This is a genomic window from Streptomyces spongiicola, assembly GCF_003122365.1.
GTDB classification, from domain to species: Bacteria; Actinomycetota; Actinomycetes; order Streptomycetales; family Streptomycetaceae; genus Streptomyces; species Streptomyces spongiicola.
The window spans coordinates 6,139,550-6,157,530 of record NZ_CP029254.1; the positions used below are offsets into that span (position 1 = coordinate 6,139,550).

Consider the following 17,981-nt stretch of genomic DNA (forward strand, 5'->3'; position numbering starts at 1 on the left):
CGGGCATCCGTGCCGTACGGAGCAGCGGGCCTCAGGGATGGAGGGTCGCCGAGCGCGGTGGTGGGACCCGCCGGCCCGGCACGGTCCTGCGCTGCGAGACCGGTGCCACGTCGGGAACGCGGGGCGCGGCCGTCACCAGTTCCGCCAGCAGCGCACGGCCGGCCAGCATCGCCTGGCGCATGGTCTCCATGTCCCCCTTCCCCGCCGCCGCCAGTTCGGAGGCTTCGCGCAGCCTGCGGGCAGCCTCGGCGTGACCGGGGAACAGCGTGCCCAGGGCGCGCGTCCGCAGCTCCTGCGGGGCGGTGGGGAGTCCGCGCACCGTGGCCACCGTGTCCAGTAGTTGACGGGCCCTGGCCGTCGCCTCGCCGGGTGACTCCACGAACTGCTCCGAGATCACGGACCATTGGGCCAGGTACTGGTCTGCCTCGCTCCGGCTCATGGGCCTCAGCCGGGGCCGGTCGAGCCCGGGGCGGAGGCGTCCGGGGGGTGTGCGCCGCACGGGCCGTGCCATGACGAGTGCGAGGATCATGACGGCGGCCACCCCGAGGATGGCAAGCGCGCCGATCGACATGACGTCCTCCTCTACGGGGATCTGTGGGTGTGGAAGATCTGCGGACGGGGATTCTCGTCTCTCTTGGCGACTGTGTGCTACTGAGGGTTACCGGCGGGGTCCGGTGTAAACCCCGTTCCACGGGCGGTGTTCGGCCGGGATGCGCGACACGCCGGGTGGAAGGGCCGCGATCCGCACGCTGCGCCGGATCCGCACCCTGCGCCGGATCCGCTCGCCGCGGCGTAGCCGACGCGTGCCGTACGGGGGACGGCACTCAGCGCCGCCGGCCGCGTCGGCCGGGCGCTCCCTCGCGTGTGCCGTACCCATGCCCTCCGGCAGAGCCGGCGACCGACCGGAGGGAGGTGGGGCCGCAGGTGCCGGCGGCCCGGCCGGCCCGTACCGCTGCTCCGCGGCTCGACTGCTCCGCTGCTTCGCGGCTCGACTGCTCCGCTGTCGTTCCGCATCCGCCGCCCCTCCCCGAGCGGAAGCATCCTTCGCGAGGCAAGGTGACAGGAGAGCGGGCGGTCCGTGCATCCGCGGGAATCGGAGGTTCGCATGAGTGGACGGGGCGACGGCCGGGACTCCGCGGGGCCGCGCTGTCTCGTGACGGGCGCGACCGGGTACATCGGCGGTCGGCTGGTGCCCGCGCTGCTGGACGCCGGATACCGGGTCCGCTGCATGGCCCGCTCGCCCGGGAAACTGCGCGACCTCCCCTGGGCCGGGGATGTCGAGGTCATCCGCGGCGATGTCAGCGACCCCGGCTCGCTCGACGATCCGCTGCGGGACGTGGACGTGGCGTACTACCTCGTCCACGGGCTCCGCTCCGGGGCGTCGTTCGAGGAGGCCGACCGCGAGGCCGCCGCGGCGTTCGCCGAGCGGGCGAGTGCCGCGGGCGTGGGGCGGATCGTCTACCTGGGCGGTCTGACGCCCGCCGCGGTGCCCGGGCATGAACTCTCCCCCCATCTGCGCTCCCGCGCCGAGGTCGGCGAGATCTTCCTCCGCTCGCCCGTGCCCGCGACGGTACTGCGCGCGGCCGTGGTCATCGGCTCCGGCTCCGCGTCCTTCGAGATGCTGCGCTACCTGACCGAACGGCTGCCCGTCATGGTCACCCCGAGCTGGGTGAGCACCCGCGTCCAGCCCATCGCAGTCGGGGACGTGCTGCGCTACCTCGTCGGCAGCGCCGGGATGCCGGCGGACGTGAACCGCTCGTTCGACATCGGCGGGCCGGACGTGGTGACGTACGAGCTGATGATGCGGCGCTACGCCGAGGTGGCCCGGCTTCCCCGTCGCCTGATCCTGGGCGTGCCGATGCTGACACCGCGGCTGTCCAGCCTGTGGATAGGCCTCGTCACGCCCGTGCCGCCGTCCCTCGCCCGGCCCCTCGCCGAGTCGCTGCGCCACGAGGTCGTCTGCCGGGAGCACGACATCGCCCGCTACGTACCCGACCCGCCCGAAGGCCCGACCGGCCTGGACTCAGCCCTGAAGCTGGCGTTGCAGCGGGTGCGCGACGCGCAGGTCGCCACCCGCTGGTCCTCCGCCGCCCCGCCCGGGGCGCCGAGCGACCCGCTGCCCACGGACCCCGACTGGGCCGGGGGCAGCCTCTACACCGACCGTCGCGCGCTGGACGTCGACGCCTCACCGCAGGACCTGTGGCGGGTCATCGAGGGGATCGGCGGTGACAACGGCTGGTACTCCTTCCCGGTCGCCTGGGCGGTACGGGGCTGGCTCGACCGGCTCGTCGGCGGCGTCGGACTGCGCCGCGGACGCCGGGACGCCGCGCGGCTGAGGGTGGGCGACTCGCTGGACTTCTGGCGGGTCGAGGAGATCGAGCCGGGCCGCCTGCTGCGGCTGCGGGCCGAGATGCGGCTACCCGGTCTCGCCTGGCTGGAGATGTGCGCCGAGCGCGGCGAAGGCGGCCGCACCCGCTACCGCCAGCGGGCGCTGTTCCACCCGCGCGGGCTGCTCGGGCACGTGTACTGGTGGAGCGTCTCCCCCTTCCACGCGGTCGTCTTCGGAGGCATGGCGCGCAACATCGCGCGGGCCGCGGAGAAGGCCGCCGCGGCGGGCCCCGGCGCACCGGATCCGGTGCCGGAGGAGGCACCGTCCTCACGGGCCGGCTGACGGGTGCATCCGGCGGTCCGGCAGGGGACGGCCCCGGCCGCGGCCCCGGCTCCCCTGGCCGGTTCATCCGGCCGGTGTTCGTCGTGGGAAGGCCTCCGGTGGGACAGCCCGGGCGGAACGGCAGCGGGGCGGGCGCCGGGTGCGCCGGCCCGGGGGAAGGCCGTGGGCGGCAGGACGGGTCAGGGGCCAGACCGGGAGGAGCGGCTGCCGCGCGGTGCGGGGCCGCGACATCCTTCACCAAGCCGCGATCCTGTGACCTCCGGCTGTGTGACCTCCGGCTGTGTGACCTCCGAATTCTCCGGCCCCCCGATTCCCCCGGCCCCCCGATTCCCCCGGGCTCTGCGATCCCTCCGGGCCGTCCGGTTCGGCCGTCGTGCCGCCCACGTCCGCCTCCTGCTGCCGTCCGCCGCCGCCTGCCGTGAACCCTTCCGTCCGCTTCGATCCGTCCCCTCCCGCCCCCGTACCGAGGGGCCGTCCCGTCCTCAGGAGCATCATGAACACCGCGGTCGTCCTCTTCACCTCCGATCTGCGCCTGCACGACCACCCGCCGCTGCGCGCCGCGCTCGGGGCGGCGGACGACGTGGTGCCGCTCTTCGTGCGCGACGACGGCATCGAGGCCGCGGGCTTCTCGCCTCCCAACAGGACGGCGTTCCTCGCCGACTGCCTCACCGACCTCGACGAGGGCCTGCGGGACCGGGGCGGCCGCCTCGTCGTCCGCTCCGGCGACGTCGTCGAGGAGGTCCGCGCGGTGGCGCGGGAGGCCGGCGCAGGCGGGGTCCACATGGCTGCCGGCGTCAGCGCCTACGCCCACGCCCGAGAGGAGCGCCTGCGTCTCGCACTGGAGGAGGACGGCCGTACGCTTCGCGTCCACGACGCCGTCGTCACCGCCCTGGCGCCCGGGGCCGTCGTCCCGTCCGGCTCGGACCATTTCGCCGTGTTCACTCCGTACCACCGCCGCTGGTCACAGGAGGAGCTTCGCGGGGTGCTCGCGGCGCCGCGCACGATCCGGGTGCCCGACGGGCTCCGCTCCGAGCCGGTGCCCTCACGCGAGGACGTGGAGAAGGCCGGGGGAGTGTCGGACGGGCTCGCCCGCGGGGGCGAGCGCGAGGCCCGCAAACGGCTGAACGCCTGGGCGCGCGGTGGCCTCGCCCGCTATGACGAGCGGCATGACGACCTGGCGGGCGACGCGACCTCCCGGCTCTCGCCCCATCTGCACTTCGGCACCCTCTCCCCGGGCGAGGCCGTCCACCGGGCCCGCGCCGTGGGCGGTCCGGGCGCCGAGGGCTTCGTACGGCAGGTGTGCTGGCGCGACTTCCACCACCAGGTGCTCGCGGCCCGGCCCGCGTCCGCCACCGCCGACTACCGTGGGCGGCACGACCGATGGCGTTCGGGCGGGCGGGCCGACGCGGACGTCCGGGCGTGGAAGGCCGGCCGCACCGGCTATCCCGTCGTCGACGCCGCCATGCGCCAGCTCCGCCACGAGGGGTGGATGCACAACCGCGGGCGGCTGCTGGCGGCGAGCTTCCTCACGAAGACGCTGTACGTCGACTGGCGGGTCGGCGCACGGCACTTCCTGGAACTGCTGGTCGACGGCGATCTGGCCAACAACCAGCTGAACTGGCAGTGGGTGGCGGGCACCGGTACGGACACCCGGCCGAACCGGGTGCTCAACCCCGTGCGCCAGGCCCACCGCTACGACCCCGAGGGCAGCTATGTGCGCCGTTGGGTGCCCGAACTGGAGGATGTCGAAGGATCCGCCGTGCACGAGCCGTGGAAGCTCCCCGACGCCGTACGGGCCCGGCTCGACTACCCCGACCCGATCGTGGACCTCGCCGACGGGCTCGCACGGTTCAGACACGCCCGTGAGGCCGGTTGACGGAAACCGGTTGACGGAAACCGGTTGACGGAAACCGGTTGACGGAAACCGGCTCACGGAAGCCGGGTGACCGGGGCCGGCCGACCGGGGCCGGGTGACGGCCCCTGCGGGCATCCGCTCGAAGCGGGCGGCCGCCGGCCGGCACCGGCGGGAACGGGACGCGCGGAGGGAGGACGCTGACGGCGACGGGCGCACCCCGCGGAGGGCGCAACGGGGCTGTCGCGGGCGCCGGATCGGACCGCGTCGCCCGGGCCACGGCCCCGGCTGCGGGCCGTTCGGCTGCCCCTCCGGAAGGGGTGCGTGCGGTGCACCGCCGCTGGGCCGGGGCGTCGGGCGGCACGGCGGTGACGGGCGACGGGTAGGGGGCGGGCGGGCGTCGGCGGCACGGCGGTGGCGACGGGCAGGCGGCGGGCAGGCGGCGGGCAGGCGGCGGGCAGGCGGCGGGCACGGGGCGGGCACGGGTTGCGACGGGCGGTCCGTCTCGGCCGGGCGCCGTACCATGGGACGGGTGGAGGCCGACAGCCGCCCGGAGGGCCTGGCAGAGGACGGCGTGACCGCCGCGCTCAGCACCGGTGCGGTCGCCCGCAGGCTCGGTGTCGCGCCCACGACCCTGCGTTCCTGGGAGCGGCGCTACGCGATAGGCCCGGCCACCCGCGAGGACGGCCGGCACCGCCGCTGGACGCCCGAGGACATCGCCCTGCTCGAGGAGATGTGCCGGCTCACCGCGCAGGGCGTCCCGCCCGCTGAGGCCGCGCGCGCGGCGATGAGCGTTTCCGCGACGGTCCCGCGCCGCGGCCAGAGCGGGGAGACGGGCCGGACGGGCCGGACCGGGGAGACGGGCCGGCCCGGGCGGGAGGCCGCCTCCCCGACGCGGGCGCCCGGCGGACCGAACGCCCTGCCCCTCGGGGACGTGCGGCAGGAGTGCCGGGGGCTGGCACGCGCCGCCGTCCGTCTCGACGCCCCCGCCGTCGACGCCCTGCTGGACGCCGTGATCGCCGAGCACGGTCTCGTCACCGCCTGGGAGGACGTCATCGCCCCCACCCTGCACGCCGTGGGCCGCAAATGGGCGACGTCGGGTGAGCGTTACATCGAGGTCGAGCACCTGCTCTCCTGGCATGTCTCGTCGGCGTTGCGCCGGGTGCGGCCCGCACGGGTACGGCCCGCACGGGTACGGGAACGGGGAAGGGAGCGCGCGGACGTGCCACCGGTGGTGCTCGCCTGTGTGCCGGGCGAGCAGCACAGCCTTCCGATCGAGGCCCTGGCCGCGGCGCTCTGCGAACGCGGAGTGCCCGCCCGGATGTTCGGAGCGGCGCTGCCCGCCGACGCGCTTCACGAGGCGGTGCGCCGGCTCGGCCCGGCCGCCGTGGTGCTCTGGGCCCAGTCCCGGTCGACCGCCGACCGTTCGCTGGTGCGGATCGTCTCCGGCGTCCACTGGGGGGTGAAGGGCGCCCGGAAGCGCACCTCGCTTCTGCTCGCCGGGCCCGGCTGGGCGGGCGGAGCGTATCCGGGGACCGTGCGGCTGCACGGCCTCGGTTCCGCGGTTGACGTCATCATGGCCCTGCCCAGGGGCTGACAGGAGGGCAGATGTCCCGTCGCGCACCCCGTACGCACCTGGTCTTCGGGGACCAGCTCGGACCGCACTTCACCGAGCCGGGAGCCGACGGCCCCGACGAGGACGCCCCCATCCTCATGATCGAGTCCCGTGCCGTGTTCCGCCGGAGGAGCTTCCACCGGGCCAAGGCCCATCTGGTGCTCTCGGCCATGCGCCACCGCGCCGCCGAACTCGGCGACCGGGTGCGGTACGTGAAGGCCGGCACCTACCGGGAGGGCCTGGCACGAGCCGCGGGCGGCACCCGTACCACGGTCTGCCACCCGACCTCCCACGCGGCCGCGCGCCTCGTCGCCGCCTTGCCGGACGTCGACGCCGTCCCCGCGCGAGGGTTCCTCGTGCCGCACGAGGACTTCGCCGCCTGGGCCGCGGAACGCGGCGGGCCCCTGCGGCTGGAGGACTTCTACCGCTGGGTGCGCCGTCGCCACGAGTTGCTGATGGACGGCGGCGAACCGGCGGGCGGCCGCTGGAACTTCGACCGCGAGAACCGAGAACCCCCGCCGCGGGGCCGGTCGACCCTCGGCGTGCCGCCGCCGTGGACGGCACGGGAGGACGAGATCGACGAAGAGGTACGGCACGACCTGGACGCCTGGGAGCGCGCGGGCGACGTCTCCTTCACGGGCCGCGACGGGCCCCGGCTCTTCCCCGCCTCCCGCGCCGAGGCCCTGGCCGCCCTTGCCCGCTTCGCCGAGCACCGGCTGGCCTCCTTCGGCAGGTACGAGGACGCCGTGCTCGCCGACGACCCCTGGATGAGCCACAGCATGCTGTCCGCACCGCTCAACCTGGGGCTGCTCGACCCCGCCGAGTGCGTGGAGCGCGCCGAACGGGCCTGGCGCGAGGGCGGGGTACCGGTGGCGTCGGCAGAGGGCTTCGTCCGGCAGATCGCCGGCTGGCGGGAGTACGTCTGGCACCTCTACTGGCACTTCGGCGAGGACTACCGGCGCCGCAACGTGCTGCGCCACCGCCGCTCCCTGCCGGACTGGTTCGCGGACCTGGACGCGGACGCGGTCACCGCGCGCTGCCTGTCCACCGTGCTGGCCCAGGTCAGGGACACCGGATGGACCCACCACATCCCGCGGCTGATGGTCCTCGGCAGCCGCGCCCTGCAGGAAGGATGGGATCCGGCGCAGGTCACCGACTGGTTCCACCGCAACTTCGTCGACGGCTACGACTGGGTCATGCTTCCGAACGTCGTCGGGATGTCCCAGTACGCCGACGGCGGGCGGATGACCACCAAGCCGTACACCTCGGGCGGTGCCTACATCAACCGGATGAGCGACCTGTGCGGCGGCTGCGCCTATCGGCCCACCGAGCGGGTCGGCGACCGGGCCTGCCCGTACACCGCGGGCTACTGGGCGTTCCTCCACCGGCACCGGGAGCGGCTCTCCCGCAACCACCGCATGGCCCGGACCGTGGCCGGCCTCGACCGGCTCGCCGACCTCCCCGAACTGCTGGAGCAGGAGCGCCGGCGCGGGCGGTCGGCGCCCTGAACCCACGGCGGGCGGGCCCGTGTCCCTCGCTTGCTGCCGTCGGGACCCCCGGTCGTACCGGTCCGGGGCGGCAGTCGGCGTCCTCGGCCCGGTGTGGCCGTCCGGGATGCGGGAGCCGGGGTCCTCGCTACGGCGGCGGCACCGGTGCGCGGGCGCGCGGGTGCGCGGGTGTGAAGCGTGCCGTGCGGTGTGCGGTGTGCGGCGTGCGGTATGACGACGCGTAAGGCGGGTGTGCGGGACACACCGTGCGGGACATGCTGAGCCGTGAGCCGTGAGCCGTGAGCCGTGAGCCGTGAGCCGTGAGCCGTGAGCCGTGAGCCGTGAGCCGTGAGCCGTGAGCGGCACAATGAGGCAATCGGGCGGATGCGGGCGCCATCCGCACGTCTGCCTCTGTCGATCGCGCCGCGTCGTGGTCGACTGGTCGGCGCCGGCACCCGCCGTACGCGGCGTCACAGCAGGCGCATCCGAACGCCGCCTCTCCGCGGAAGGACGAAAGACGGCAGCCGACGACGCGGAGGACGCATGCAGCGACCCGGGGCAACCGCACCCACCCCGACCGTGCAGGAGCACGGTCCACCATCCTCCCTCTGCGAGGAGGTCGACGCCGACGTACCCGCGGCGGTGGGAGCCCGACTGGAGGTCCTGTTGCAGGACCGGGTGGCGGACGCCGCCGCACTCGACGGCGTCTTCACCGCGGACGTGGCCGGGCCGCTCGCACGGTTCACCCTGGACGGGGGCAGGCGGATGCGCTCCCAGTTCCTGTGGTGGGCGATGCGGGCCTGCGGTGGAGCCGAGGCGGAGGCACCCGCCGCGCTCCGCACGGCCGCGGCGCTGGAGTTGATCCAGAGCTGTGCCCTCGTCCACGACGACGTGATGGACGGCTCGCCGCGCCGCAGGGGCGGGCCGTCGTTCCATGCCCGGTTGGCCGCGCGCTATCCAGGCGCCGCGTTCCCGGGTACCGGGGCGGTGCCGTTCGCCTCCGCCGCCGCGGTCCTGGCCGGAGACCTCGCGCTCACCTGGGCCGACGACATCGTCGCCGGGACGGACTTCGACGACGCCGTGCGCCGCCGGGTACTGGCGGACTGGCGGGCCATGCGCACCGAGATGGTGGCGGGCCAGTACCTGGACCTCCACGGCCAGGCGACCGGTTCCCGTTCCGTCGCCCAGGCGATCCGCACCGCCTGTCTCAAGACGGCCCAGTACACGGTCGCGAGGCCGCTGTCACTGGGAGCGGCGCTCGCGGGCGCCGACGCGCGGGCGACGCGGGACCTGTGTGCGGCGGGCCGCTACGCCGGTACCGCCTTCCAGCTCCGTGACGACATCGAGGGCGTTTTCGGCGACCCGCTCGTCACCGGCAAGCCGTCGGGCGACGACATACGCTCGGGGAAGCTCACCTACCTCGTCGCCGTCGCCCGGGCGCGGGCCGAGTCCCGGGGCGACCGCGCCGCGCTGTCGGTGCTGGAAAGCTCCCTCGGGGATGTGGACCTGACGGAGGACCGGCTGCGGAGGGTGCGGGAGGCCCTCGTCGGTACCGGTGCCCTGGCCGTGGTGGAGGAACGTATCGGCCGGCTGCTCGCGGCCGGGGAACGGCGGCTGTCCGCGGCCGCCCTGTCCCCGGTCGCGGCGCACCATCTGCGCACGCTGCTCGCCAGGGTGACGGCACCCGCGGGTTCCCCCGCCCATGCGGACTCCGCGGGGCCGGCGGCTGCCGTGCCGGGCGGGCCCCGTGCTTCCGGCGCACAGGCCCCCGCCGGTTCCACGACTACCGCGCCGGGGGCCCCCGCCCCTGCCGCTGCCCCTTCTGCCGTACACCCGGCCACCTCTGCCGTCTCTGCCACCTCCGCCACCTCTGCGGTCTCCGCCGTCTCCGCCACCTCTGCGGTCTCTGCGGCCGCGGCGGTCTCCGCCACCTCTGACACCGCGGCGGCCGCGGCGGCAGAGGCGTCCGCGGTGTCAGAGGCCGTGGACACCACGAGGTCCGCTCCGCCTTCCGCTCCGTCGGCCGCCTCCGCATCGCCGGGGCACACCGGCCATATGACGCCCCGGCACGCCCGTCCACCGGGCGGGGCGCCCGGGCGGCGGCGGTCGGGTACCACCGTCGACGGGAGCCGCCGATGAGGACCGTCCAGGGCCGCACGGACAACGTCGTGGTGGTGGGAGCGGGGCTCGCCGGTCTGTCGGCCGCTCTGCACCTCCTGGGCGCCGGACGCAGCGTCACCGTCGTGGAGCGGGACCTCCAGCCCGGTGGCCGGGCCGGGCGGATCGAGCAGGGCGGCTACCGGTTCGACACCGGCCCGACCGTCGTCACCATGCCCGATCTCCTCGAGGACGCCTTCGCCGCGGTCGGCGACTCGATGGCCGAGAGGCTGGAACTCCTCCCGCTGCATCCCGCCTACCGCGCGGTGTTCGCCGACGGCACCGCGCTGGACGTGCACACCGGCGCCGGCGCCATGGAGGCGGAGGTCGAGCGCTTCGCCGGCGCGCGCGAGGCGCTCGGCTACCGGCGCCTGCGCGAGTGGCTGGAGAAGCTGTACCGGGCCCAGATCGGCCGCTTCATCGACGCCAACTTCGACTCGCCCCTGCAACTCCTCACCCCCGACCTCGCCCGGCTCGCCGCGCTCGGCGGCTTCGGCAGGCTCGACGCCCGGATCGGCGGCTTCCTCCGCGACGAACGACTGCGCCGGGTCTTCTCGTTCCAGTCGCTCTACGCCGGCGTCGCCCCGTCCCGCGCCCTCGCGGCCTACGCGGTCATCGCGTACATGGACACCGTCGCCGGGGTCCACTTCCCGAAGGGCGGTGTGCACGCCGTGCCGCGCGCCATGGCGGACGCGGCGGCCGACGCGGGAGCGGTCTTCCGCTACGGACGGACCGTCACCGGGCTGGAGCGCACCGGCGATCGCGTCACCGCCGTGGTCACCGACCGGGAGCGGCTGCCGTGCGACGCCGTCGTCCTCACCCCCGACCTGCCGGCCGTCTACCGGCTCCTCGGGCGCGGCCCGCGGCGGCCCCTGGCCCTTCGCCACTCGCCGTCCGCCGTCGTCCTGCACGCCGGGACCGACCGGACCTGGCCCGGACTCGCCCACCACACCATCTCGTTCGGCACCGCCTGGAAGAGCACCTTCCGAGAACTGACGCGCACCGGTGACCTGATGACGGACCCGTCCCTCCTCATCACCCGCCCCACCGCCACCGACCCCGCCCTCGCCCCGCCCGGGCGCCACGTCCACTACGTACTCGCACCCTGCCCCAACACCGACATCGGCCCCGACGCCGCCGGGTGGCGGGACCTGGCCCCCCGCTACCGGGAGAGCCTGCTCGCCGAACTCGACCGCCGAGGACTGTCCGGCGTGGAAGCGGCCATCGAGGAGGAGTGCCTGGTCACCCCCGCCGACTGGACCCGGCAGGGCCACGCCGCGGGCACCCCCTTCTCGGTGGCGCACACCTTCGCCCAGACCGGCCCGTTCCGCCCGCGCAACCTCGTCAACGGCACCGCGAACGCCGTCCTCGCGGGCTGCGGTACCACCCCCGGAGTCGGTGTGCCCACCGTCCTGATCTCGGGGAAGCTCGCCGCCGCCCGCATCACCGGAGCACACCGGCCCGCCGCCGCCCCGCGCCGCCCGGCTGCGGCCGGGGCGAACCCCGGCGAGGGCACGGCCGCGCGCCCGGTGGCGGCGAACCCGGGTGAGGGGGCCGGCGGGCACCCGGCCGCGGCGGACCCCGGCGCAGGAGCCGGCGTGCACCCGGCCGCGGCGCATCCCCGGGAGGGCGCCGGTGCGCCCCCGCCCGGCACGGCCCGTACCGACACCCTCCGCACACCGAAAGGCGGAACCGCATGACGCGCCGGGAACTCGACGCCGCCGGGATCACCGAGCCCGGACTGCGCGCCGCCTACGCCGACTGCCGCCGGCTCAACGCCCGCCACGGCAGGACCTACTTCCTCGCCACCCGGCTGCTCCCCGTCGAGCGGCGCCCCGCCGTCCACGCGCTGTACGGCTTCGCCCGCTGGGCCGACGACATCGTCGACGACCTCGACAGCGACGCCACCCCCGCGGAACGCGCGACGGCGCTGGACCGGCTGTCGGAGCGCCTCGACGCCGGGCTGCGCCTCGGCCGCAGCCCCGAACCCGTCGTCCACGCCCTCGCGCACACGGCCCGCCGCTACCGCATCGACCACCGCCACTTCACCGACTTCCTGGCGTCCATGCGCAGCGACCTGGAGGTGACGGACTACGCCGACTACGGTGAACTGCGCCGCTATATGCACGGTTCCGCCGCCGTCATCGGACTGCAGATGCTGCCCGTGCTCGGTACGGTCGTCCCCCGCGAGGAGGCCGCTCCGCACGCCGCCGCCCTCGGGGTCGCCTTCCAGCTGACCAACTTCCTGCGCGACGTGGGCGAGGACCTGGACCGCGGACGCGTCTACCTCCCCGCCGACCTGCTCGCCGCCCACGGCGTGGGCCGCGACCTGCTCCTCTGGAGCCGCGCCACGGGCCGGCGCGACCCCCGGATCACCGCCGCCCTGGAGGACGCCGCCGGTCTCACCCGCGGCGTGTACCGGCAGGCCGCGCCGGGGCTGCCCATGCTGGACCCGGTCTCCCGGCCGTGCATCCGCACCGCTTTCGTCCTGTACGGGGGCATCCTGAAGGCCATCGCCGACGACGGCTACGCCTGCCTGCACCGCCGCGCGGTCGTCCCGCCGGTGCGCCGGGCCGTGGTGGCGCTGGACGGACTGGCCAGGGTGGCCGCCGCCCGCGCCACCGCACCGCGCCGCAGGGCGGGAGGCCGCTCCCGGTGGGAGTCCCGGCACCCGTGGCCGGCCCCCGCCGGGCAGCAGCGGCCCGGTGGGGAGCGGCAGACGGTCGCGGAGGGGATGCCGGCCGCGAAGGACGGGAACAGTGTGGAGGGGAGGGCCCTGTGACGTTCCGTACCGGTCCCGGCGGCGGCCGGGAACGCGGCCGCACGCCCCTGCGGCTGCGCCGCTCCGCCACCGCCTGGGAACGCCAGACCCCCACCTGGCGCGACGCCCGCCCCGCCCTCGTCGACGGCGCCCTCAAGCGCGCGCTCGCCCGCCCGTCGGGCAACTGGTACGTCCTCGGCGACTCCCGCGCCGTCCGGCCGGGCGCGCCGTTCGGCCGGACCGTCGCAGGGGTGGAGGTGGTCGCCTGGCGGGACGGCGGGGGACGGCTCCTCGCGGGCCCCGGCGCCTGCCCGCATCTCGGCGCGCCCCTGCGCGACAGCCGCGTGCGCTGCGGAACGCTGATCTGCCACTGGCACGGACTGGCCCTGAACGGCGGGCCGTTCGCCGGGTGGGAGCCGTTCCCGGCGTACGACGACGGTGTACTGGCATGGGTCCGCCTCGACGAGGCCGGAGGCGAGGAGCCCCTGGACCGCCCGGTCCTTCCGGAGCGGCCGCGGCCGTCCTCGGCCGTGTCGTCCGTCTACACCGGCACCGGCGTCTGCGAGCCGGAGGACGTGGTGGCCAACCGGCTCGACCCCTGGCACGGTGGCTGGTTCCACCCGTACTCGTTCGTCGACCTCCGGGTGGTCGGCGCCCCCGGTGCAGGCCCGGACGCGGAGGCGGCGGAGGCGGCGGACGCCGACGACGCGTTCGCGGTGGAGGTGTCGTTCAAGGTGGCGGGCCGGGTCGTCGTCCCGGTCACCGCCGTCTTCACGGCGCCCGAGCCCCGAACGGTCGTCATGCACATCACCGAGGGCGAGGGGGAGGGCTCGGTCGTGGAGACCCATGCCACCCCGCTCGGGCCCGACCCGCTCGGCAGGCCTCGCACCGCGGTCGTCGAGGCGGTGGTGGCGTCGTCCGGCCGCCCGGGCTTCACCGCCGCGAGGGCCGCCGCGCCCTTGCTGCGCCCCCTGATGCGTGCCGCGGCGGCCCGCCTCTGGCGCGACGACCTGGCGTACGCGGAACGCCGCTGGCACCTGCGCAGTACGGGCCGCTTCCCGGGGTAACCGCGGGCCGGGGTGACCGCGGGCCGGGCTGACCGCTTCCCGGGCTGACCGCGGCCGCACGGGGCGGGACCCGGTCCGCCGGTACTCCGGTCCGGTTTCGCGATCCTGCCGCGGGCCAGGCTGGGAAGGGGTACGGCCACCGCGTGATCACCGTTTGGTGTGCGGACGGACGAAGATCGTGCGGTGGCCGCGGGCCATGGCCCGTCCCCTGCCCCCGGCGGGCGGTGTCCGACCAGGCCATGGCCCGGATCGCGGGACGATTCGGCCGAGTCGGGGTGCGCCCGGTAGACGGCCTACGGCTCGGGCTCGAGGCGGACGGCAGACGGGGTCAGGTCCGGCGCGCGGCCCAGACGGTGCGCTCGGTCCGTACGGCGAGGTCGTCGCGGTGCAGGATGCCGCGCGGGCTGCGATCGTCCAGGAGTTCGTCGAGTGCGGCGAGGTCCTCGGGCGGGAGCGCGGGGGCGGCGGCGCCGCGGAGGCCTTGCAGACCGCGGCGGGCGTAGCGGCCGACGGCCTGGCTGCGGCTGCCGTCGATGCTGACGGTGATGGTGCGCTCGGCTTCGACGGTGAACCCGGCGGCGGCCAGCATCCGCGCCCAGTCGGCGCCGCGGTGCGGGACGTGCGCGGCGTGGAGGCCTTCGGTCGCCCGGTGGGCGCGCTCCTCGAGTCCCGGCCGGCCCTCGGGAGCGCCGGGGGGCAGGAAGCGGGGGAAGCCGTCCAACTCGACGACGGCGAACAGCCCGCCCGGCGCCAGGAGTTCATGCACGCGGGCCAGCGCACGCACGGGATCGGCCAGATGATGCATCGACGCGGAGGCCCACACCAGGTCGGGTGTGCCGACCTCGGGCCAGCGGCTGATGTCCAGGTCGGCCCGCACGGTGCGCACCCGGTCCCGCAGGCCGCGGGCGGATGCCCTCTCGTCCAGCAGCCGCAGGTGGCCGGCGGAGGCGTCGACCGCGGTGACGTGCGCCCCGGGGAAGCGTTCGAGGAGCGCGAAGGTGCCCGCGCCGGTTCCGCAACCCAGGTCCACGATCCGGCGCGGAACGGCCTTCAGCGGCAGCCAGGCGGTGATGGACGCGATGTGCTCGGCCAGGACCTCCGCGTCCAGGTCGAGTATCTCCGCCTGGCCGCCGTCGCCGTGCTCCCCGTGGTGGTCGGGCGAGCCGCAGGGGTGAGGGGTGTGCCTGTGCGATGGGGTCATGGCGACACCGTAGGCATGCCATGCGTCTGCCGCACGACTGCTTGCCGGATACGCAAAACGGTCGCCTGTTGTGCTGCCCGCCGCGCAAGACCACCCGCACGGGGCCGGAACGCTCAGCCGGCCTGGCTGTCCGTCAGGCGGGGCGGCCCACGTACGCCCGATGGTGCCACCCGAACCGGTACCCCCTCCACGCCCGGGAGGACCCCGGCCCCCGTGCACCCGAGGGGGCTCACCACCAGGTGCCCAACGGCGCGCGGCGGGTGACGCGGCCCCGTACGCCCGAGAGGGCTACTCGCGAGGGCCCCGCGCGCCGGCGTGCTCGCCGTTCCCGTCCGGGTCGCGCTGGTGGCCGCGGCGGGCATCGCGGTCGAAGATGCCCATGATCTCGCACGGTCCGCCCTCGGCGCCGATCGCGTGCGGCGTCATGGTGGGGAACTCCGCGGCCTGGTTCGTCTCGATCCGGAAGCGCCGGTGGCCGAGCATGAGGACGGCGGTGCCGGACAGTACGACGAGCCACTCACGGCCGGGGTGGGCGCGCATGCGGGCCGGGTTGTCGGGTGGCGGCTGGGTCATCCGCTGACGCATCACGCTCATGCCGGGGTCGCTCTTGACGGGCCAGCGCATCAGGCCGTGGGTGCTGTCGACCACCGGGCTCACGATCACGTCGGCGGTGGCGTTCTCCACCAGCTGGTCCAAGGTGGTGTCCAGGGCGCGGGCGAGGGTGACGAGCTGGTCCAGGGCGAGGCGGCGCTGCCCGTTCTCGATCCGGCTCAGCGACGACTGGCTGAGGTTGGCGCGCGTGGCCAGTTCCTCCAGGGACCAGCCCTGCGCGACGCGCAGGGCGCGGATCCGTTTGCGTACGAGGCTGTCCAGCTGCTCATCTTCTTGCGTCATGGGCAAGAGCGTATGCCCCTTGTGCAACGCGGGTCTAACGTCGGTCGCGGTCGGTCCAGCACGGGACCACCTTCCGTGGTGAGCCGGGTCCCCGCCCACCCCCTCAGACGACCGGCCCCGCCCCGGTGCCGGTTCCGTACGTCCTCTTCAGAAGGAGACCATGAGAATGCAACAGCCTCCCCGGGCAGCGCTCGTACCGGACGGCGGCGTGGGCGCGCCTGATCCGCGTCAGCTGCGCGCGATCCTGATCACCGTGTCGATCGCGCTGATGGCCGTCATCGCCTCGGTGTCCGGTCTCAACGTCGCCCAGACCCATCTGGCGGTCGAGTGGGGTGCCTCGCAGACGACCGTCCTGTGGATCATCAATGCCTACACCCTTGCCCTGGCCGCGCTGCTGCTGCCGCTCGGGGCGATCGGCGATCGGCTGGGCCGCAGGCCCATGCTGATCACCGGACTGGTCGTCTTCGGTGCCGCCGGCGTCGTCGCGGGCCTCGCCCCGTCGGCCGCGGTGATGATCGGCGCGCGTGTGGCCGCGGGCATCGGTGCCGCGATCATCATGCCGATCACGCTGGCCGTCATCACGTCCACGTTCCCCGAGGAGGAGCGGGGGAAGGCGATCGGCGTCTGGACCGGCGTCGCCGGAGGCGGAGGCATCCTGGGCATGTTCCTGTCCGCGTTCCTCGTCGACGTCGCGGACTGGAGGTGGCTGTTCGCCCTCCCCGTGGTCCTGGCCGCCGTCGCGCTGGCGATGACGCCGAAGACGGTGCCCGACTCCCGCGAACGCCACACCCGTACCTTCGACTTCGTCGGCGCGCTGCTGTCCGCGATCGCCGTGATCGGGCTCATCCTCGTGCTCCAGGAAGGACCCGAGCGCGGCTGGACCGCCCCGGTCACCCTGATCAGCCTGGCCGTCGGCGCGACCGCCGCCGTCGCGTTCGCGGCCTGGGAGCTGCACCGGCGGGACGCCGCCCTGCTGGACGTACGCCTGTTCCGGGAACGCGGGCCGGCCGTCGGCTCCGTCACACTGCTCGTCGTCTTCGGCGTCCAGGCCGGCATCGCCGTCGTGCTCTTCCCGTTCTTCCAGGCCGTGCTCGGCTGGTCGGGCCTGCTGGCCACCGCGGCGATGATGCCGATGGCCGTCATGATGATGGCGGCGTCCGGTCTGGCCCCCAGGGCGGCCGCCAGGATCGGCGCCCGCTCCACCATGACCGCGGGCGTCGCCGTAGCCGCCCTCGGCCTCGCTCTGATGGCGCTGTTCGCGTCCGTCGAGGGCGGCTACCCGTCCATCCTCGCCGGCATGCTCGCCATGGGCGCCGGCATGGGCCTGTCGATGACCCCGTCCACCGAGGCCATCACCGGCGCCCTGCCCCGCGCCGAGCAGGGCGTCGCCTCCGCGCTCAACGACGTCACCCGCGAGTTCGGTACCGCCCTGGGCGTCGCGATGCTCGGCGCGCTCCTGGCCGGCGGCTACCGCGGCGCGATCGACGGCAGACTCGACGGGATCCCCGCCGGGGCGGCGGAGACCGCCCGGGCGGGCATCGCCAATGCCATCGAGGCCGCACCCGGGGCCGGAGGCCACGCCCAGGACCTGATCAACGCGGCCCAGCAGTCCTTCGTGGACGGCTGGCGGCAGGCGATGTGGATCGGCGCCGCCGTCATGGCCGCACTGCTCGTCCATGTCGCCCTACGCGGCCCGGACAACACCGCGCCCGTCGAGACGGGGGGCTTCGGGACCGCGCCCGTCGAGGCCGGGGGCTTCGGGACCGGGGGCTTTGGGACCGGGGGCTTCGAGGCCCGGGACTTCGAGAGGGGAGGCTTCGAGACCGGGGCGCCGAATGCGGGGTCCGCGTCGGATGCCGCCGCCCGCTGACATGCCGCGCCTCCTCGCGCCGACCGGTGCGGGGAGGCGCGGGGAGGTGCGGGGAGGTGCGGGCGACCGCATCGGACGACCGCCGCCGGTTCGCCCGCCCCGGTCCGGCATCCGGCAGAGGGTTACGGCCGGGAAGGGCCGGCGGGCACGACCGCACTCCCGGGCGTTCGCCCAGCTCGGCGCGTTCGTCGAGTACAAAGCCAAGCGGGCAGGTGTGCCCGTGGTCCAGGTGGACCCGCGCAACACCTCCCGCCAGTGCTCCGAGTGCCGGCACCCGCACCGGTCCAACCGGACCAGCCGATCCCGGTTCGCGTGCAAGTCCTGCGGGATCGTCCCGCACGCGGACCACAACGGCTCCCGCAACACCGCCCACCGGGCCGATGCCGTGTGGCAGCGGGGCGCGGTC

Annotated in this window: 12 protein-coding genes and 1 pseudogene; 10 read left to right on the plus strand and 3 right to left on the minus strand. The window is 75.2% G+C overall.

Annotated features, from left to right (window positions below):
* Nucleotides 1-31 precede the first annotated feature (31 nt).
* Nucleotides 32-571 (minus strand): hypothetical protein, encoded by a 540-nt coding sequence (locus DDQ41_RS26760; RefSeq protein ID WP_109296761.1) that lies wholly within the window; start codon nt 569-571, stop codon nt 32-34.
* 534 nt (nt 572-1,105) lie between these two features.
* On the opposite strand from DDQ41_RS26760, the gene DDQ41_RS26765 reads away from it, so the two are divergent.
* The 8 genes from DDQ41_RS26765 to DDQ41_RS26800 all read left to right on the plus strand — a co-directional run bounded on the left by DDQ41_RS26765 (nt 1,106) and on the right by DDQ41_RS26800 (nt 13,610).
* The gene (locus DDQ41_RS26765) at nt 1,106-2,671 is read left to right on the plus strand and encodes an SDR family oxidoreductase (RefSeq protein ID WP_109296762.1); all 1,566 of its coding nucleotides are present in this window, start codon (nt 1,106-1,108) and stop codon (nt 2,669-2,671) included.
* A gap of 493 nt (nt 2,672-3,164) precedes the next feature.
* On the plus strand, nt 3,165-4,547 hold the full coding sequence (locus DDQ41_RS26770) for a cryptochrome/photolyase family protein (RefSeq protein ID WP_109296763.1): 1,383 nt from the start codon (nt 3,165-3,167) through the stop codon (nt 4,545-4,547).
* A gap of 499 nt (nt 4,548-5,046) precedes the next feature.
* Nucleotides 5,047-6,120, plus strand: a complete 1,074-nt coding sequence (locus tag DDQ41_RS26775; RefSeq protein WP_109296764.1) for a MerR family transcriptional regulator — start codon at nt 5,047-5,049, stop codon at nt 6,118-6,120.
* A gap of 11 nt (nt 6,121-6,131) precedes the next feature.
* Nucleotides 6,132-7,646, plus strand: coding sequence for a cryptochrome/photolyase family protein (locus tag DDQ41_RS26780; RefSeq protein WP_109296765.1), 1,515 nt, complete (start codon nt 6,132-6,134; stop codon nt 7,644-7,646).
* Nucleotides 7,647-8,168: 522 nt separating this feature from the next.
* The gene (locus DDQ41_RS26785; RefSeq protein WP_109296766.1) at nt 8,169-9,764 is read left to right on the plus strand and encodes a polyprenyl synthetase family protein; all 1,596 of its coding nucleotides are present in this window, start codon (nt 8,169-8,171) and stop codon (nt 9,762-9,764) included.
* A complete protein-coding gene (locus DDQ41_RS26790) occupies nt 9,761-11,482 on the plus strand; it encodes a phytoene desaturase (RefSeq protein ID WP_109296767.1) in 1,722 nt (573 codons plus the stop codon). The genes DDQ41_RS26785 and DDQ41_RS26790 overlap by 4 nt, the downstream gene beginning before the upstream one ends.
* Nucleotides 11,479-12,564, plus strand: a complete 1,086-nt coding sequence (locus DDQ41_RS26795) for a phytoene/squalene synthase family protein (RefSeq protein WP_262508585.1) — start codon at nt 11,479-11,481, stop codon at nt 12,562-12,564. The genes DDQ41_RS26790 and DDQ41_RS26795 overlap by 4 nt, the downstream gene beginning before the upstream one ends.
* Nucleotides 12,561-13,610, plus strand: a complete 1,050-nt coding sequence (locus tag DDQ41_RS26800) for a DUF5914 domain-containing protein (protein WP_109296768.1) — start codon at nt 12,561-12,563, stop codon at nt 13,608-13,610. The genes DDQ41_RS26795 and DDQ41_RS26800 overlap by 4 nt, the downstream gene beginning before the upstream one ends.
* Nucleotides 13,611-13,938: 328 nt before the next feature.
* On the opposite strand, the gene DDQ41_RS26805 is transcribed toward DDQ41_RS26800, so the two are convergent.
* Together DDQ41_RS26805 and DDQ41_RS26810 are read right to left on the minus strand one after the other, a co-directional pair.
* Nucleotides 13,939-14,811, minus strand: a complete 873-nt coding sequence (locus DDQ41_RS26805) for a class I SAM-dependent methyltransferase (protein WP_109296769.1) — start codon at nt 14,809-14,811, stop codon at nt 13,939-13,941.
* Between the two features lie 288 nt (nt 14,812-15,099).
* Nucleotides 15,100-15,705, minus strand: a complete 606-nt coding sequence (locus DDQ41_RS26810; protein ID WP_109296770.1) for an XRE family transcriptional regulator — start codon at nt 15,703-15,705, stop codon at nt 15,100-15,102.
* Nucleotides 15,706-15,865: 160 nt separating this feature from the next.
* Between DDQ41_RS26810 and DDQ41_RS26815 the strand changes: the two genes are divergently transcribed.
* Nucleotides 15,866-17,575: an MFS transporter gene (locus DDQ41_RS26815; protein ID WP_109296771.1), complete on the plus strand. Its 1,710-nt coding sequence runs from the start codon at nt 15,866-15,868 to the stop codon at nt 17,573-17,575.
* A gap of 1 nt (nt 17,576) precedes the next feature.
* A pseudogene (locus DDQ41_RS26820) lies at nt 17,577-17,927 on the plus strand (transposase); the annotation flags it as partial.
* Nucleotides 17,928-17,981 lie beyond the last annotated feature (54 nt).

Excerpts from the sequence above, each read along its gene's own strand:
- DDQ41_RS26770 (WP_109296763.1), top strand. The coding sequence starts at position 3,165 with ATGAACACCGCGGTCGTCCTCTTCACCTCCGATCTGCGCCTGCACGAC.
- DDQ41_RS26765 (WP_109296762.1), top strand. The coding sequence starts at position 1,106 with ATGAGTGGACGGGGCGACGGCCGGGACTCCGCGGGGCCGCGCTGTCTC.
- DDQ41_RS26815 (WP_109296771.1), top strand. The coding sequence starts at position 15,866 with ATGAGAATGCAACAGCCTCCCCGGGCAGCGCTCGTACCGGACGGCGGC.
- DDQ41_RS26775 (WP_109296764.1), top strand. The coding sequence starts at position 5,047 with ATGGGACGGGTGGAGGCCGACAGCCGCCCGGAGGGCCTGGCAGAGGAC.
- DDQ41_RS26785 (WP_109296766.1), top strand. The coding sequence starts at position 8,169 with ATGCAGCGACCCGGGGCAACCGCACCCACCCCGACCGTGCAGGAGCAC.
- DDQ41_RS26795 (WP_262508585.1), top strand. The coding sequence starts at position 11,479 with ATGACGCGCCGGGAACTCGACGCCGCCGGGATCACCGAGCCCGGACTG.
- DDQ41_RS26790 (WP_109296767.1), top strand. The coding sequence starts at position 9,761 with ATGAGGACCGTCCAGGGCCGCACGGACAACGTCGTGGTGGTGGGAGCG.
- DDQ41_RS26805 (WP_109296769.1), bottom strand. The coding sequence starts at position 14,811 with ATGACCCCATCGCACAGGCACACCCCTCACCCCTGCGGCTCGCCCGAC.
- DDQ41_RS26760 (WP_109296761.1), bottom strand. The coding sequence starts at position 571 with ATGTCGATCGGCGCGCTTGCCATCCTCGGGGTGGCCGCCGTCATGATC.
- DDQ41_RS26780 (WP_109296765.1), top strand. The coding sequence starts at position 6,132 with ATGTCCCGTCGCGCACCCCGTACGCACCTGGTCTTCGGGGACCAGCTC.
- DDQ41_RS26810 (WP_109296770.1), bottom strand. The coding sequence starts at position 15,705 with ATGACGCAAGAAGATGAGCAGCTGGACAGCCTCGTACGCAAACGGATC.